Here is a 16,781-nt window from a genome sequence, read left to right on the forward strand (position 1 = left end):
GCCGCACTTTTTCGTGTAACATCGTCGTTACGGGTGCGGCAGCCGCAATATTTTTGTGATACAGGCTGCGAAGAAATTATCCGTGGTAGCCTGAGCAGGTCTGCGGGATATTCGAAGCCTTGTAGTAGCCTACGTCTGTCGAGCCGCAGTAATCTCCTGCAATAAGTCCCGTTTTGGTGCAGTAGCGAAGCTCCTTTACCGAGTCGGGCATTTCAAAATCGTGGTTCTTTTCGTTTTCAGCAACATCGCCGAAGAGGTTTTTCCATATAGCGCCGATGTTCTGGTACTGGTCGGTAGGTATCTTCTTCCACTTCTCGTAACCTATCCATACGCCGCTCACATAGTCGGGCGTGCAGCCTACGAAGTTCAAGTCTACCCAGTCAGACGAAGTACCCGTCTTAGCGGCAACTACGGTATTGTTAAGGCGTGCATAGCGTCCCGTACCTTCCGATTCGGTGACTACCTTCTGCATCATCTTGTTCATAACGTAAGCGGTCGAGTCGCTTACAGCCTGCTTATAGCCGTCGCTGTGCTCGTAGATAACTGTTCCGTCGGCTTCCTCTATGCTGGAAATGTAGGTAGTTTCATACTTCTTTCCGCCGTTGCCGAATATCATATAAGCGCCTACCAGCTCTTCGAGACACATACCCTGATGCATACCGCCGACGGTCATAGCCGAGTAGTCGGGGTCGTAATCATCATCAAGGGTGGTAACGTCGAGCTTTTCCTTGAGGAAATTGAAGCAGTAAGCGGGGGTCATCTTCTGTACGAGCTGCGCGGGTGCGGTGTTGAGCGACTTCATTATCATCTGCCAAGAGGTGTAGCTCTTGCCCGACCAGTTAGCGCTCTCGCCGTATTCCGAGTAGTTTACAGGCCACTTTTCATTCTGTCCGTCGTTATCGGCGTCTATCTCTATAGGCTCGTCCACTATCAGCGAGGAGTAGGTTATCAGGTCTTGATCCAGCGCGGGCGCGTAGGAAGCTATCGGCTTGATACACGAACCGGGCGAACGCCTGCCCTGCGTTACTCTGTTGAATATAAGACTCTTTTTCTTCTTAGTTCTGTCGCTGACTATCGCCTGCACTTCGCCGTTGTAGTTCATGCAGATAAAGCCTGATTTCAGCTTGTCGCCGTCAAAGCTCCATGTCTGGAAGTTGGAGTTATCGCGCATCTGCTCCTCCATCTTCTCCTGCATATCTATATCCACAGTGGTGTAAACGGTGTAGCCGCCCTCGTTAAGGCGGGTCTGCGCTTCGTCCCAAGAGATGCCCTTCACTTCCGAGATCTCGGTTATCGCCTGATTTATAGCGGCGTCCATGAACCAAGATGTCGGGCCCTGATCGTCGGGAATATCATTCTCTTCCTCTACTGAGGAGAAATCGTGGTCGCCGTAAACTTTGAGCTTGTCAGCCTGCTTCTGCGCCTTGTCGTACTCATCGTCCGAGATAGCGCCGTTTTCCAGCATTTTGTCAAGACAGTAGTCAAGACGTATGCGGTTTTTATCCTTATGCTCCAGCGGATTGTACATAGCGGGGCCTTTTATCATGCCCGCGAGCGATGCCGCCTGCGCAAGGTTCAGCTCGGAAACGTCCTTCTTGAAGTAGAAGTTCGCCGCCGCCTGTATGCCCACTATCTCGTCCACCGAAGTACCGAATTCGATAACGTTTAGGTAAGCTTCGATGATGTCTTCTTTGGTGTACACCTTTTCGACGTTTATCGCGCGGAATATTTCGCGTATCTTACGCTCTACGCCCTCAGCGCCGAGCGCCGCGTCATCGTCGGTGATGTTCTTTATCGTCTGCTGCGTGATGGTAGAACCGCCCTGCTGCGAGCCGAGCAGCGTTTTCGCGATAGCTACGAATGTACGCTTAAAGTCTACGCCGTCGTGCGAATAAAAGCGCTCGTCCTCAGTGTAAACGAAAGCGTCCTGAACGTAAGAAGGTATCTGCTCGAGGTCTACCCAAGCCGCCTTGCGGTTGGCGTTCTTTATGCCGTAATACAGCAGGTACTCTTCCGAGTCCTCGTCGTCCTCATCGTAATCGGGATTTTTATACATAAATCTCGAAACGTTGCTGGTAACTACGTTTTCGTCGAGGCTTACAGTAGTGGTAGTATCCGCAAAATTCAGTATATAGATGGTAAGCGCCGTCGCGAATATCGAGCCTGTAATGATAACTATCATAAAGCAGGAAAGCGCGAGCGTGCCGACTATCTTCAGCACTCTTACGAAAGGGTTCACGCCGTTTTTATTGTTCTTCTTTTTGTTGTTTTTTGCGCGCTTTGCGTCTTTATTTCCGCTGCCGAAATTTGCGTTTACGTTAGCGTTAGGGTTCGCATTAACGTTTACGCGGTTTTGCGGCGGGCGGTTTCTCATATTCTGAGGGCGCTGGGCACGCGGGTTATTTCTCTTTTTCTCTTCCATAATCAAAACCTTTCTCTGCTTTGATCGAGTAGCTAATAAACAAAACGGGGACGCTGATAACGCCCCCCGCATTGTTTCATTGTAAATTAGTCTTCGTCGTCAGTCTCAGCATCAGCAGGAAGCAAAGCTCTCATGGAAAGACTGATTCTCTTCTTATCAAGGTCAATCTCAGTGATCTTAGCTTCAACGGTCTGACCTACTGAAAGAATATCAGCAACATTGTCAACTCTCTGATTAGCGATCTGAGAGATGTGGATAAGTCCGTCGATACCGTCGATGATCTGTGCGAAAGCGCCGAAAGAGGTGATAGAAACTATCTTAGCAGTTACTACCTGACCAACCTCATAGTTAGCCTTAAAGATCTCCCAAGGATTTTCGGAATCCTTCTTGTATACGAGCGATACCTTACCGGTCTCGGGGTCGATGTCCTTGATGCGAACTTCGATCTTATCGCCGATGGATACTACGTCGGAAGGATGCTTTATTCTCTTCCAGCTGAGGTCAAGCTTGCGAACAAGTCCGTCTACTCCGCCGAGGTCTACGAATACGCCGTAATCGGTGATGGACTTAACTTCTCCCTCGATAACGTCGCCAGCCTGTGCGGTTTCAAAGAACTTAGCCTTTGCAGCCTCTCTCTGCTCGCGCTCTACGGCTCTGATAGAGCCTACAGCCTTCTGTCTTGCCTCGTTGACCTCAAGGATCTTGAACTCTACGGTCTTGCCCTTCATATCGTCGAGGTTGCCGCCGCGTGCTACTGCCTGCGAAGCGGGTACGAATACGTTGACGCCGTTGGAAGCAACGATAAGGCCGCCCTTTACGACTCTTACTACGCTGCCGGTGAGGATAGTGCCCTCTTCCTTAGCTGCTGCGATCTTTTCAAGACCCAGAGCTGCGTCTACCTTCTTCTTAGAGAGCTGTACTATGCCCTCCTGGTCGTTGGTCTGGAGAACTATCAGCGCGATGGTCTCGCCAACAGATACTACGTCCTCAGGCTTCTTTGTAGGATCGTCGGTAAGCTCGCCGGGCATGATATAGCCGGTGTGCTTGGTTCCGATGTCAACGATAACTTCGCCGTTGCCGTTGATAGCGGTAACTACGCCCTCTACCTTCTGACCCTTATGTATCTTCTTCAGAGTCTTCTCCATTTCCTCCGCAAAATTAAATTCTTCTTCAACATTGTTCAACATTTCACTCATGGCCTGTTGTACCTCCTTGATTATATAAGCCGGGGTTGAAGCACCGGCAGAAATCCCGATAAATCTTGTTTTCGATAAGTCTTCGTCTGCCAGCGTACTTTTCAGCTCATCGGCATTCTCTACCTGTATGGTGCGGCAGTGCTTTTCGCAAACCTGCGCCAGCTTACGGGTGTTAGAGCTGTTTTTTCCTCCGGCAATTATCATCAAATCTGCTTGCAGTGAAAGCTTTTCGGCTTCCTCCTGTCTGGTTGCGGTAGCGCTGCATATAGTGTCGAATATCTCGGCGTCGGGCATTGCCTGCGCTATGTATTCCCTGCACTGCTCCCACAGTCGTTTGTTGTAGGTCGTCTGCGAAAGCACGCACAGCTTTTCGCCCGCAAGCGGCTTTAGCCGCTCTTTCAGCTCGTCCATATCGGCAAATACATACGAATCTCCCTCGCAGAAGCCTCTTATGCCGCACACCTCAGGGTGGCTGGCGTCTCCCGCGATGAGCACTGTTTTACCCTCTGCGGATTTTTCCAGCGCTATCTTCTGTATCCTGCTGACGAACGGGCAGGTAGCGTCAACATACTGTGCGCCGCGCTTTTCCAGCTCGCGGTAAACAGCCCTGCTCACGCCGTGCGAGCGTATAATAACTGTTTGTCCCGGCTGCACCTCATCAAGCTCTATGGCTTTACAGCCGCGTGCTTCGAGGTCTGCGACGACGTTGCGATTATGGATAATCGGACCTAATGTCACAACATTATTTCGGTTATCTAATTTATTATACACTATTTTTACGGCTCTGTCTACACCAAAACAGAAACCTGCGGACTTTGCAACGCAAATTTTACAATTTATTAACATTTAATGCACCAATTCTGTAATAGAATTCATTATCTCCTTCTTCAATATCTTCAAATTTTTAGGACTGGCGTCGGTAGTGCCCAGCTCGGCGGGGTCTATCGGTTTGCCATAGCGAACTACCACTTTCTTTTTGCGGCAGAGCTTTTCGCCCTCAAAATTTATTCCTACGGGCACTACCTTGGTCTGCGCGACAGCCGCTATCAACGCCACGCCGGTCTTGCCCTTGCCTACCTTGCCGTCTTTAGAGCGTGTGCCCTCGGGGAAGATAACAAGGTTTCTGCCCGACTCCAGCTTTTCTATCGAGGTGTCGATGACCGCGGTATCGCCCGTGCCGCGTACTACGGGGAATGCGCCCCACGCCTTTATCAGCAGGGTGAAGAAGATGTTCTGCTTAAAAAGCTCTTCTTTAGCCATGTAAGATATTGGCACACGCGTCATCAGCGCGATGAATACCGGGTCGCCGTAGCTGCGATGGTTTGAGGCGAAAATGTTTCCGCCGTCGGTCGGCACATTCTCCACTCCCTCGTAGCTCAGCTCAAAGAAGTGCTTGAAAATAAAGCGGACGAATGGGCGTACAACGTTGTAAAAGCCCTGACGTATAGGATTTATCTTATGCGTTTTGGTGATAGGGCGTACCTCCATCACGGGCTTGTGGCGGTCTGAGCATTTTAGTTCAGATTTTTTTTTTGAGCCGTCGGGCTGTTCCCTTACGGCGTTCACTAGGCGCACTATCTCATCCGCCGCCTGCTCTATCGTCATGCTTGTGCTGTCTACCAGCGTGGCGTCCTCCGCCTGTTTCAGCGGTGCGATCTCGCGGTGGGTGTCGTTATAGTCGCGCTGATTTATGTCGGCGAGCACCTCTTCGTATGTCGAGGGGTCGCCCTTTTCGGAAAGCTCTTTGTACCTGCGGTTCGCGCGCTCCTCAGCCGAAGCTGTGAGGAATACTTTTACCTGCGCGTTTGGCAGAACTACCGTTCCAATATCCCTGCCGTCCATTATTATGTCGTTCTCAGCGGCTATGCTGCGCTGAGTGTCCAGCAGAAATGCCCTTACCTCTGGGTATTTGGAAACTGCCGAAGCCGCCATAGAGATCTCGGGCGTGCGTATCTTATCGGAAACGTTCTCGCCGTTTACCAGCACCGCCTGCGCGCCCTCTATGTAAGTCAGCCTTACCGCAAGCCCATCAAGTACCGCCGCTACCTGCGCGCCGTCGTTGACGTCAGCTCCACGGGTGATAGCGTAGTAGGCGATAGAGCGGTAAAGCGCCCCCGTATCGACGTAAACAAAGCCCAGCTTTGCCGCCACGGTTTTGGCGATGGTAGATTTGCCCGCGCCCGAAGGGCCGTCGAGCGCAACGTTTATGCTCATTATCTTTTACTTCCTTTCGGGAAAATATTCATCTTTACAGTGAAAAGTCACATTTATATTATCTCACATTTTTTCAAAAAAATCAAGCGGCGCGCAAAAAAATCACCTAATTTTCATCTTTTGCGTATCTGCCATGATCTGCTTTAGAAGCTCTGCGCGCAGGCGTATGCCGTGGCGAAAGCTATCTGCAAATTAAAGCCGCCCGTGTAGCCGTCCGCGTCGAGCACTTCGCCTATAAAATGCAGACCGCGCACCAGCTTCGACTCCATAGTTTTCGGCGAGATCTCTTTCACGTCCACTCCGCCGCGGGTGATTATCGCCTCGCTGACGGGGCGCAGACCCTTTACTTCAAATGTGAGGGCGTGTATAGCCGAGCAAAGCGCCGCGCGCTCCGCCTTAGTTATCTGATTTACCTTTTTCTCGGGCGGTATGCCGCTGCGCTTTATCACAAGCGGGATAATGCTTGCGGGCAGCAGTCTGCCGATCGAGTTGTCAAAATCGCGGTTGGGCACTTCGGCGAAGTCGCGCTGCACGCGCTCGTCAAGTTTTTTATCGTCAAGCGCGGGCTTTAGGTCTATTGAAAAAGTGTACCTGCCCGCCGTTATGTCCTGCATATGCGCCGAGGCGGAGAGCACCAGCGGACCGCTCATGCCGAAGTGCGTAAAAAGCATCTCGCCCTGCTGCTCGAACACGGGCTTGCCCGCCGAGTTGTCGGTAACGGTGAGCTTGCAGTTTTTGAGCGAAAGCCCCATAGCCTGCGCGCAGTCGCTTCCGCAAAGCTCTACCGGCACCAGCGAGCCGCACAGCTCGGTAACGGTGTGCCCCGCCTGCCGCGCAAGCTTGTAGCCATCGCCCGTAGAGCCTGTTTTTGGGTACGAAAGCCCGCCCGTCGCGACTACTACTTTATCGGCGCGGTACTCGCCCCTGCCGCCAAGCACGCCTTTCACCTCGCCGCCCTCTATTATAAGGCTGCGCGCCGAGTCTGTAACTATCTTAACGTCGGCGCAGTTCACGGCGTTTATCAGCGCGCCCGAAATATCCTTGGCGTTATCGCTGACGGGGAAAACGCGGCTGCCGCGCTCAGTTTTCAGCTCTATCCCCAGCGACTCAAAAAAAGCCATAGTGTCCTCGGGCGAAAAGCGGCTGAGCGCTGAGAAAAGGAATTTTGAATTTCGCGGTATGTTCGCCATCACCGTCTGCACGTCGCAGTTATTGGTAACGTTGCACCTGCCTTTTCCCGTAATGTTCAGCTTGCGGCAGGGGTGTTTCTCGTGCTCCAACACCGTTACTTCGTGCCCCAGCCACGCCGACTGCACGGCGCACATCAGCCCCGAAGCGCCCGCGCCAATTATCAGTATTTTCATTATATTGCTGTATTCTCCAATTTATTTATTACTGTAAACTTCGTACTCTTCCCATATCTTTTCCAGTTTTTCAAAGCTCTTGCGCACCTTTTCGGTGTTGCTTATCGAAACTGCCGCTATCAGCGCGTTTATAAGGCTCAGCGGGGCTACCAGCGAGTCGGCGAAAGAGTTCATATCGCTGCGCGCGATAAGCAGGTCGTTTGCAAATGGCGCGAGCGGTGAAGCCTCAGAGTCGGTAACGGCGATAACGTGCGCACCGTGCGCCTTAGCATACTCAAGCATCTGCGCGGTCTGCCGCGAATAGCGCGGGAAGGATATGCCTATGATAACGTCCTTGTCGTCTATGCGCATAAGCTGCTCAAAAAGCTCGCTCGTGGTGGTGTTTCGCAGCTGCTTGACGTGCGGGAACATAAGCGAGAAGTAGTAATTGAGGAATTTTGCCAGCGGCTCGGCGCTTCTCGCGCCCAAAATGTATATCGTGTTGCAGCGCTCTATCGCGCTCACGGCGTTGGAAAAGTCGGTCTTTGAAGTTTCTTCCAGCGTCAGCCTTATCTTCTCGATGTCGCGGGTCAGCACCTGTTTCAGTATGTCCTCGCCGCTCAGCCTGTCGTTCGTTACCTCTATCCTCTGCACCGCCGTAAGCCTGTTTCGCATAAGCTCCTGCAGTGACCTTTGCAGCGCGGGGTAGCCGTCGAAGCCCAGCATAGAGGCAAAGCGCACCACGGTAGATTCGCTCACGCCGACTGTTTGACCCAGCTTTTGCGCCGTCATGAAAGCCGCTTTATCGTAATGCTCGAGTATATACGCCGCTATCAGCTTGTGCCCTTTCGAGAGCGCAGGCGTCTGCTCTTTGATTGTAGTAAACAGATCTTTTTCCATCTTAATCCACTTCTTCTCCCTATTCAAACATTTCAGCCGAGCGTTTTTTTAGCCGCTCTTTGCGCTTTTCGGTAAGGTCGCGCCTGATATGCCAGCCGTCCTCCGCGCGCTCGAGAATGTCGCCCTCTTTTACAGCTTCGCCGCCCAGCGCTTCAAGCGGCAGGTCTTCGTGCTCGCCGCCGTCGCCGATGAGCACGGCGTATCCGCCCTCCTGCCTATCTACCGAATATATCATATCATTTACCGCCTTTCGCGGCGTCGGCGGTGTCAAAAGGCTTTACGGTAAGCCCCTTGCCGTCCGACTCAAATGCCAGACTGCCGTCCTCAGCCGTAACGTACACATTTTTGACGTACTTGCATATGCGCGAGTACGTTTCCTCGTCGGGGTGGCCGTATTTGTTATCCGCCCCGCAGGAGATCACCGCGTACTGCGCGCCCACCTCTTTCAGCCACTGCGATGTGCTCGAAGTATCGCTGCCGTGGTGACCGACTTTCAGCACGTCCGCTGAAACATCGCAGCCGCGCTCCAGCAGCTCGCTTTCCTCCTGCTTTTCGCAGTCGCCCGTTATCAAAAAGCTGTTTTCGCCGTGCGTCAGCCGCAGCACCACCGAGTAATCGTTGAGATTTGAATACTCGCCCTCGGCGGCGTAGGTCTGCACGCTTATCTCGCCCAGCTCGAAGCTTTCGTTGCGGGCGGCGCGTATCTTCAAGCCTTTGTCCGCCGCCGCGTCGAGCAAGTCCTCGTACACCGAGGAAGTGGGCGTGAGGTCGTCGGGCACGCGCGGCATTATTATCTTGCCTATCTTAAAGCCCTCTACTATCTCCGCCGCTTCGCCTATATGGTCGGCGTGCGGGTGGGTGAGCACCAGATAATCCAGCTTTTTCACGCCGCGCTCTTTCAGATGATTTATCAGCGTGTTTTCGCCGTCGCGGTCGCCCGTGTCGATGAGCATATATTTCCCATCGCTGCAAACGAGCGTGCTGTCGCCCTGACCCACGTCTATGAAATCTACCTCGGCGTCGGCGTTTTCGGCGGCAGGCTTATCGCCCGCGGCTGTTTGGAGTACACCCGTTTTCTCGAGCACGAAAATCGCGAGCGCCGCCATCAGCACCAGTACGGCTTTTATAAGCTGCGCGCCCGCCTGCTTTTTCGCCCTGCCTTTATTTGCAGCCATGCCCGCTCATCGCTTCTTTCTGCCGTTCGGCTTTACGCGCTGAGGGGTCTTTGCGGCGGGATTTCTGCCATTCGCATTTCTGCCGCGGGCGTTTCTTTCCCCGCGCTTAGCCTGCTTTTCGCGCTGCATTTTCAGGTATACCGAGTCGGGGCGGACGAGCTTGCCCGCGCCGTTTCCGATGAGGTCTTCCCTGCCCGCCTTGCAGAGCGCTTCTATCACTCTGCGCTGATTCTCGGGCTTGTAATACTGCAAAAGCACGCGCTGCATAGCCTTTTCCTCCGGCTTTTTCGCAACGTACACCGGCTCTAACGTGTAAGGGTCGAATCCGGTGTAGAACATACAGGTCGAAAGCGTGCCGGGGGTGGGGTAAAAGTCCTGCACCTGCTCGGGGTGTATGTGGTTCTCTTTTAGGAACATCGCCAGCTCCACCGCGTCTTTCAGCGCAGAGCCGGGGTGCGAGGACATCAGGTAGGGCACCAGGTACTGCTCTTTGCCCTTCTGCCCCGTTATCTCGTAAAACTTTTTCTGAAAGCGCTTGTACGCCTCTATATGCGGCTTGCCCATTTTGTCGAGCACCGCCGCCGAGCAGTGCTCGGGCGCTACTTTCAGCTGACCGCTTATGTGGTACTCTATCAGCTCGCGCATGAAAGCTTCGTCCTTATCCTCTATCAGATAATCGTAGCGTATGCCCGAGCGTATGAAAACCTTCTTTATCTTAGGTATCTTGCGCATCTCGCGGAGTATATGCAGATACTCGGTGTGGTCGACGTGCAGATTTTTGCAGGGCGAGGGCGCTAAACACTTCTTGCCCTTGCAAAGTCCGTATTTGAGCTGCTTTTCGCATGAAGGCCCGCGGAAATTTGCGGTAGGTCCGCCTACGTCGTGTATGTAGCCCTTAAAGCCCTCCATCTCGGTGAGCTTGCGCGCTTCTTCAAGCACGCTCTCTTCGCTGCGAACGGTCACGCGCCTGCCTTGGTGCAGGGCTATCGAGCAAAAGTTGCAGAAGCCGAAGCAGCCGCGGTTGTGCGTTACCGAAAAGCGCACTTCTTCTATCGAGGGCACGCCGCCCTCTTTTTCGTAGCAAGGGTGATACGCGCGCTCATACGGCAGCGAATACACCTCGTCAAGCTCTGCCGTTGTGAGCGAGAGCGCGGGGGGATTTTGCACCAGCATTTTGTCGCCGTGGCGCTGAATTATCGTCTTGCCGTACACCTCGTCCTGCTGGTCGTACTGTATACGGCAGGATTTCGCGTAAAGCTCTTTGTTCTCAGAAACTTCCTTGAAAGATGGGCACTGCACCGCTCCGTAAGGCGTTTCGCGCGGGTCGCAGAGGTAGCAAGTACCGCGCACGTCGCGTATGGTCTTTACGTCCTCGCCCGCCGCGAGCCTGTCGGCTATCTCTATCATCGAGTGCTCTCCCATGCCGTACATCAGCAGGTCGGCGCGGGTGTCTGCCAGTACCGAGGGCATCACCGTATTGCTCCAGTAATCGTAATGCGCAAAGCGGCGCAGAGATACTTCAAGCCCTCCGCAGAGCACTGGTATCTCGGGCGCGGCGTTTCGGCAAAGGTTGCAATATACAGTAGCCGCGCGGTCAGGGCGTTTGCCGTTTCTGCCGCCCGCCGAGTATGCGTCGTCGGCGCGGGGGCGCTTCGCTACCGTATAATGCGCCACCATAGAGTCTATATTGCCCGCCGATACCAGCCACGCAAGCTTAGGCAGACCCAGCCGCAGTACGGACTTCGGGTCTTTCCAATTTGGCTGAGCTATCACGCCTACTGTGTAGCCGTGGTGCTCGAGCAGGCGGGTGATTATCGCCGCGCCGAAGCTCGGGTGGTCTACATAAGCGTCGCCCAGAATGTAAACAAAGTCGAGCTGGTCTATACCGCGCTCGCGCATATCTTCTTTTGAAATAGGCATAAAAGCCATGATATTAAAACCTCCGAATGGGTCAAGGGTTATTTGGGCGGCTGATACCGTCAGCTTCTGCCCTGTCTTTCATACCACTCTTCTTTTGTCAGCAGTATCTTTCTCGGCTTCGCGCCCTCCTGCGGGCCGATTATGCCCATAGCCTCTATATCGTCCATTATGCGGGCGGCGCGGGGAAAGCCCAGTTTCAGCTTGCGCTGTAAGAACGCGGTGGAAGCGTTGCCCGTTTCCACGATTATCGTTATCGCCTGATTTACAAGGTCGTCGTCGGGGTTTATCGAGATCTCGGCGTCCTCCTCGTTTTTCGGCTTCGGCATATTCTGCTCTACCTCGTGGATTATCTCCTGATTATAGTCAGAGCCGTGCTCAGTCTTGAGGAAATTTACCACCTCGCGTATCTCGGCGGTAGATGCAAAGCCGCTCTGTATACGCATAGGCTTCGGAAAGCCGACGGGTTTATACAGCATATCGCCCCTGCCCAGCAGCTTCTCAGCGCCTACTTCGTCGAGTATTACGCGCGAGTCGGTGTTGTTGGAAACCATCAGCGCGGTACGCGAAGGTATATTCGCCTTGATAAGACCTGTAAGTACGTCAACTCGCGGCGACTGCGTAGCTATCAGCATATGCATACCCGCCGCACGGGCGAGCTGTGCCAGCCTCATTACCGATTCCTCTACCTCGTTCTTCGCGGCGAGCATGAGGTCGGCGAACTCGTCTACTACTATTACTATCTGCGGCAGCTTCGTGCGTTCGCACTCAGGGTCGCTCGCCAGCATCTCGTCCACCATCTCGTTGTAATCTTCAATATTCTTAGTGCCGTTTGCTTCAAAAAGCTTGTAGCGGCGCATCATCTCGTTCACCGCCCAGCCCAGCGCGCCTGCGGCTTTCAGCGGCTCGGTAACTACCGGTATCAGCAGGTGTGGTATGCCGTTGTACATGGGAAACTCTACCTTTTTCGGGTCTATGAGTATCAGCTTTACCTCGTCGGGCGAAGCGTGGAATAGAATGTTCAATATGATAGAGTTTGTAAATACCGATTTACCCGAACCGGTAGTACCCGCTATCAGCATATGCGGCATACTCGCGATATTGCCGATGACAATATTGCCCTCGATGTCCTTGCCGACCGCGAAAGAAAGCTTGCCCTTAGCGCGGCGGTAATCCTCGCTGTCGATAAGCTCGCGCATCGAAACGCTGTCGCGGTGGATATTCGGTATCTCTATGCCTATCGCGGGCTTTCCGGGGATAGGCGCTTCTATACGAACGCTGTCGGCGGCGAGATTAAGCGCTATGTCGTCCGCCAAGCTCGTTACCTGCTTTACCTTTACGCCCGCCGCAGGCTGAAGCTCGTAGCGGGTAACGGCAGGGCCGCGGTGTATTCCTATAATGCGGGTCTTTACGCCGAAAGTTTCCAGCGTTTCTACCAGCTTCGAGGATTTTTCCTGTATCTCGCGCTGCACCTCTTCCTCAGAGCAGGTGCGCTTCGCCTCTTTGAGTATCTCTACGGGCGGGGCGATGTAAACGGGCTTGCCGCTCTTTTCTTCGGCAAATACCGCCGTCTGTCCGCTCGGCTCTATCGTTATCTTAGGCGGACGCTGCGGCTCTCCCGCCGCTTTTCTTATAAGCTCGTCCAGCTTTATCTGCTCGGCAAGCTTCTGCTTTTCCTCAGCCACCTGCTCGGCGCGGGCGGCGTTTTTCGACTTTTTCTTGCCGTCGGGCTTTTTAGCAGGCTCTTCCGCTGGCGCGGGCTGTTCGGGCGCTTCCTCCCACGGCGGCAGGTCGTCGGCGTGGGCTGGCTCATCGGGCACGCTGCCGAACTGCTCCGCCTTGCCCTCTGCGGCAAGCTCTTCTTCACGCAGCTTTTCCATCTGCATCTTGTGTATCTTCGCGATGTCTACGCGGCGCTTTTTCTTTTCGCGCGCGCGCCTTTCCGCACGGCTCTCGGCAGGCTGCGGGGTGTCCGCCCTGCGCGCAGGTTCGGCGGGAATATCGCGGTCGTCGTAATAATCCTCAGCCGCGCGCTCCGCCCTATCCTCGGCAATAGCCTTCGCCCCGCCGACGAACGGGCGCGAAAAAGCCCGCAGCAGCTGCGGAAGCGTAATATCCGAAAGCAGCAGCGCGAAAAGCACTATCAGCAGTACTATTATAATAGCAGCACCCGTTTTGCGGAAAAGCGCCAGCAGCGTCCAGCCGAACACCGCGCCCGCCAGTCCGCCGCCATGAAGCGTAACGCCGTCTAGGTAAAGTCCGCGCAGTTTCAGCCAAAAGCTCGCGCCCTCAATGGGTCTGCCGAAAAATATCTGCGCCGCGCCGCTCAGTAGGAAGATCATTACCAGCCCCTGCACTGCGCGCGATATGACCGCGCTGCGCGATTTTTCCGAAGCTATCGTGAGCGCCAGATAGATTATGAAAATGCCGAATACGAACACCGAAGCGCCCAGCAGACCGCGGTTCAGGTCGTAAAGCGCGTTCCACAAGCCGTCGCCTTTCACGAACGTAACTATCAACTCAAAAATGCCGTAAAAGAACATTATGAAAGACCAAAAGCGGCGGCGTTCGCGAAAGCGCGCCTGCTCCATCTCCTCAAGCTGCTTTGCCGTAGGCTTTTTCGCGCGCGTTTTTGCCGCGGAAGAGCCGCCCGAGGACTTTTTCTGCCCAGCCGCGCTCTTGCTTTTCGCCGACTGCGTTGTTTTTTTCTCTGCCAATTTATGTACCTCAATATAAATATTTTAAACTCTCTATCCTAATACTTCAAATATGTAAAAGCGGAAGTTTCATTCCGCCTTTTCTATCTCCTTATACAGCCAGCCGATGGCGTCCGAAAGCCCGCCCAGCTCGTCTATAAGCCCGCATTTTACTGCGGCTTCGCCGTCTATCACCGTGCCGACATCCATTACTATCTCGCCCGTAGCCATCATAAGCTCGCGAAATTTTTTCTCAGTAACCGACGAATTATCGGTGATGAAGCGTATTATCCTATCCTGCATTTTCTGAAAATATGAAAGCGTCTGCGGCACGCCTACCACTGGGCCGTTCATGCGAACGGGGTGTATAGTCATGGTCGCGCTGGGCACTATAAATGAGCGCTTTGCGCACACCGCCAGCGGCACGCCTATCGAGTGGCCGCCGCCGAGCACTATCGAAGCGGTGGGCGTTTTCATGCCCGCCACCAGCTCGGCTATCGCCAAGCCCGCCTCCACGTCGCCGCCTACGGTGTTGAGTATTATCAGCAGCCCCTCGGCACGCTCGTCCTGCTCGATGGCTACCAGTGATGGGATGATATGCTCGTATTTGGTAGTCTTGTTATCCGGCGGCAAAATGTAGTGTCCCTCCACCTGCCCGATGATGTTCAAACAGCAAATGCTGTGCTTTCCGCCCTCTGCCGAAACTATGCCAAATTCCTTGATAGCCGCGGCGTTTTCGTCAACGGCGGAGTTTGGCTGAGCCTGCGCGGCGTCGGCAAGGGCGTTCAGCAAGTACGGCGAGTATGATATATGGTTCGTTTTGCCTTTTTTAGATTTGCATTTTTTAGCTGACTTAGAAGATTTAGACATATCCCGACCTCCGAAAAGAATATTACTGATGATATTCTTGCCTTTGGAGGCGGGAAATATACGCGCTTTCAGCCGAAAAATGCAGGGTATCCGTCACAAAAGAGCGTGATATGCCGAAAAAATGCAGGCTGATGACGGCGCAAATTCACATATATATTTATAGTATCACAATTCCAGAGCAATGTCAAGAGAAATAACGCACAAAAAAACGCATGGCGATTTTACCATGCGTTCGGCGGTATATCGGGCGCTCAGCCCAGTTTTTTCAGGTTTTCTGCGATTATCAGCTTGTGGGTAAAGCCCTCGAGCTTGTTTTTAACGTCGCCGTCTTTGATGAAAAGCAGCGTGGGCAGCGCGGTAACGTCGAAACGCTGCGCCAGAGCGCCCTCGGCGGAAATATCGCACTTCGCGATAACAGCGCTCTCGCCCAGCTCTTCGCCAAGCTCGGTCAAGCCCGCCTCGGTGCGTTTACAGTGCACGCAGGTGGGCGAGTAAAATTCTATCACCAGCGGCTTGCCCGCGGCGGCGGCTGTTATCTCATTATAATTTGCATTTGTAAGCTCAGTAATCATGTTTTTTTACCTCCGTTATTATAATAGTATATTTTCAAACTTAACTTTTCATATCTGTTTAATATGATTTAATAGAATTATACCACCGTCAGCCCCGTTTGTCAAGAGATTTTTGTGAATATTTTCTTAATCCTACAAATCACATATAACTAATAGGTTATATATGTACAATTCATATGGAAATTGTGGGTTTGATATGTGAGTTTCTACAAAATTACCCGAATGGTGTTGACAATTCGCGCAAAACAGGGTATAATGTTAACCATAGTAATCATATCGAAAAGATATGAATTCAAAGGGAGAGTCAACAATGATACTTTTTACCCGCCGCGGCAAACGATGTCTAAGCTGAAAGCTTACACATCACCCTACTCATTACTAAATACAAACGAGGTTGTCGGCTATGTACATTGAACTAAAAAATATAAACAAAACTTTCGGCGATTTCAAGGCTTCGGATAACGTAAGCTTCGGCATCGAAAAAGGCAGGCTGATAGGTCTGCTCGGCCCAAGCGGCAGCGGCAAGACCACTATCCTGAGAATGCTCGCAGGTCTGGAAAAGCAGGACAGCGGCGATATTTTAATCGACGGCAAGAATGTAAACGACCTGCCGCCCAGCGAACGCGGCATAGGCTTTGTTTTCCAGAGCTACGCGCTCTTCCCTTTCATGACTGTTTATGATAACATAGCTTACGGTCTGAAAGTTCAGAAGAAAGATAAGGCTTTCATAAAGGCGCGCGTGGCGGAGCTGCTGGAGCTTGTGGGACTTCCCGATGTAGGAAAGCGCTACCCCAGCCAGCTCAGCGGCGGTCAGCGCCAGAGAATAGCTCTCGCACGAGCCCTCGCCCCCTCGCCCGAGCTTCTGCTGCTCGACGAGCCTTTCGCCGCCATCGACGCTAAGGTAAGAAAAGAGCTTCGCACATGGCTGCGCGAAACGATAGATAAGATAGGCATAACGAGCATTTTCGTTACCCACGATCAGGACGAGGCGATAGAGGTCGCGGACGAAATCGTGATCACGAACAAAGGCAGAGTAGAGCAGGTGGGCAACCCCGTAGAGATCTACTCCGAGCCGAAAACGCCTTTCGTAGCGCAGTTCATCGGTCAGTCGGCTATGATAGAAGATTACGGCAGGCTGAAAGGCTTTGAGCAGAGCGGAGAGGGCAACACCGCCATTATCCGCCCCGAATTTATAGAGATAAACAAATTTGAGGACGGCGGCTACCACCAGTTTGAAAGCTCGATGGAGGACGCAGTAGTAGAGGACGTATTCTTCCGCGGCAGCGCTTTCGAGGTACGCGCCGATATAAACGGCATCTCGATAACCGGCAGATACCCCCTCAGCTCGCCCCGTCTGAAAAAAGGCGACAAGATAAAAATACTCATCAAAAAGCTTTACACCATCAGCGGCAACAGCACAGAGATACTTGTGAACAAGGCGCTCGATGATTCCGAGCTTTACTATATCTAAAAAGG

Annotated in this window: 12 protein-coding genes; 1 reads left to right on the forward strand and 11 read right to left on the reverse strand. The window is 53.0% G+C overall.

Annotated elements, in window-relative coordinates:
• Positions 1-76: 76 nt before the first annotated feature.
• From LI114_RS04295 to LI114_RS04345, 11 genes are all read right to left on the reverse strand, one after another.
• Positions 77-2,422 (reverse strand): transglycosylase domain-containing protein, encoded by a 2,346-nt coding sequence (locus LI114_RS04295; protein ID WP_227219597.1) that lies wholly within the window; start codon positions 2,420-2,422, stop codon positions 77-79.
• Positions 2,423-2,508: 86 nt separating this feature from the next.
• Positions 2,509-4,464 (reverse strand): bifunctional 4-hydroxy-3-methylbut-2-enyl diphosphate reductase/30S ribosomal protein S1, encoded by a 1,956-nt coding sequence (locus tag LI114_RS04300; protein ID WP_227219598.1) that lies wholly within the window; start codon positions 4,462-4,464, stop codon positions 2,509-2,511.
• A complete protein-coding gene (gene cmk, locus LI114_RS04305) occupies positions 4,465-5,832 on the reverse strand; it encodes a (d)CMP kinase (RefSeq protein WP_227219599.1) in 1,368 nt (455 codons plus the stop codon).
• Between the two features lie 143 nt (positions 5,833-5,975).
• Positions 5,976-7,196: an NAD(P)/FAD-dependent oxidoreductase gene (locus LI114_RS04310; protein WP_227219600.1), complete on the reverse strand. Its 1,221-nt coding sequence runs from the start codon at positions 7,194-7,196 to the stop codon at positions 5,976-5,978.
• Between the two features lie 21 nt (positions 7,197-7,217).
• Complete coding sequence (locus LI114_RS04315; protein WP_227219601.1) at positions 7,218-8,075, reverse strand: MurR/RpiR family transcriptional regulator; 858 nt, start codon at positions 8,073-8,075, stop codon at positions 7,218-7,220.
• Positions 8,076-8,094: 19 nt separating this feature from the next.
• Positions 8,095-8,310, reverse strand: a complete 216-nt coding sequence (locus LI114_RS04320) for a DUF3006 domain-containing protein (protein WP_227219602.1) — start codon at positions 8,308-8,310, stop codon at positions 8,095-8,097.
• Position 8,311: 1 nt separating this feature from the next.
• Complete coding sequence (locus LI114_RS04325) at positions 8,312-9,250, reverse strand: ComEC/Rec2 family competence protein (protein WP_227219603.1); 939 nt, start codon at positions 9,248-9,250, stop codon at positions 8,312-8,314.
• A 6-nt stretch (positions 9,251-9,256) separates the two neighbouring features.
• Positions 9,257-11,179 carry a YgiQ family radical SAM protein gene (locus LI114_RS04330; RefSeq protein ID WP_227219604.1) on the reverse strand — a complete coding sequence of 641 codons (1,923 nt, stop codon included), beginning with the start codon at positions 11,177-11,179 and terminating at the stop codon, positions 9,257-9,259.
• 50 nt (positions 11,180-11,229) lie between these two features.
• Positions 11,230-13,884 (reverse strand): FtsK/SpoIIIE family DNA translocase, encoded by a 2,655-nt coding sequence (locus tag LI114_RS04335; protein WP_227219605.1) that lies wholly within the window; start codon positions 13,882-13,884, stop codon positions 11,230-11,232.
• A 69-nt stretch (positions 13,885-13,953) separates the two neighbouring features.
• A complete protein-coding gene (locus LI114_RS04340; RefSeq protein WP_319638291.1) occupies positions 13,954-14,733 on the reverse strand; it encodes a ClpP family protease in 780 nt (259 codons plus the stop codon).
• Between the two features lie 251 nt (positions 14,734-14,984).
• Positions 14,985-15,305 carry a thioredoxin family protein gene (locus LI114_RS04345; RefSeq protein WP_022127939.1) on the reverse strand — a complete coding sequence of 107 codons (321 nt, stop codon included), beginning with the start codon at positions 15,303-15,305 and terminating at the stop codon, positions 14,985-14,987.
• A gap of 403 nt (positions 15,306-15,708) precedes the next feature.
• Here LI114_RS04345 and LI114_RS04350 point away from each other — a divergent pair, with 403 nt between their 5' ends.
• Entirely contained in the window at positions 15,709-16,776 is a 1,068-nt protein-coding gene (locus LI114_RS04350) for an ABC transporter ATP-binding protein (protein WP_227219606.1), read from the forward strand.
• The last annotated feature ends 5 nt before the right edge of the window (positions 16,777-16,781 follow it).

It is taken from the genome of Ruminococcus sp. 210702-SL.1.03 (assembly GCF_020559915.1).
In the GTDB taxonomy this organism is placed as follows: domain Bacteria; phylum Bacillota; class Clostridia; order Oscillospirales; family Ruminococcaceae; genus YE71.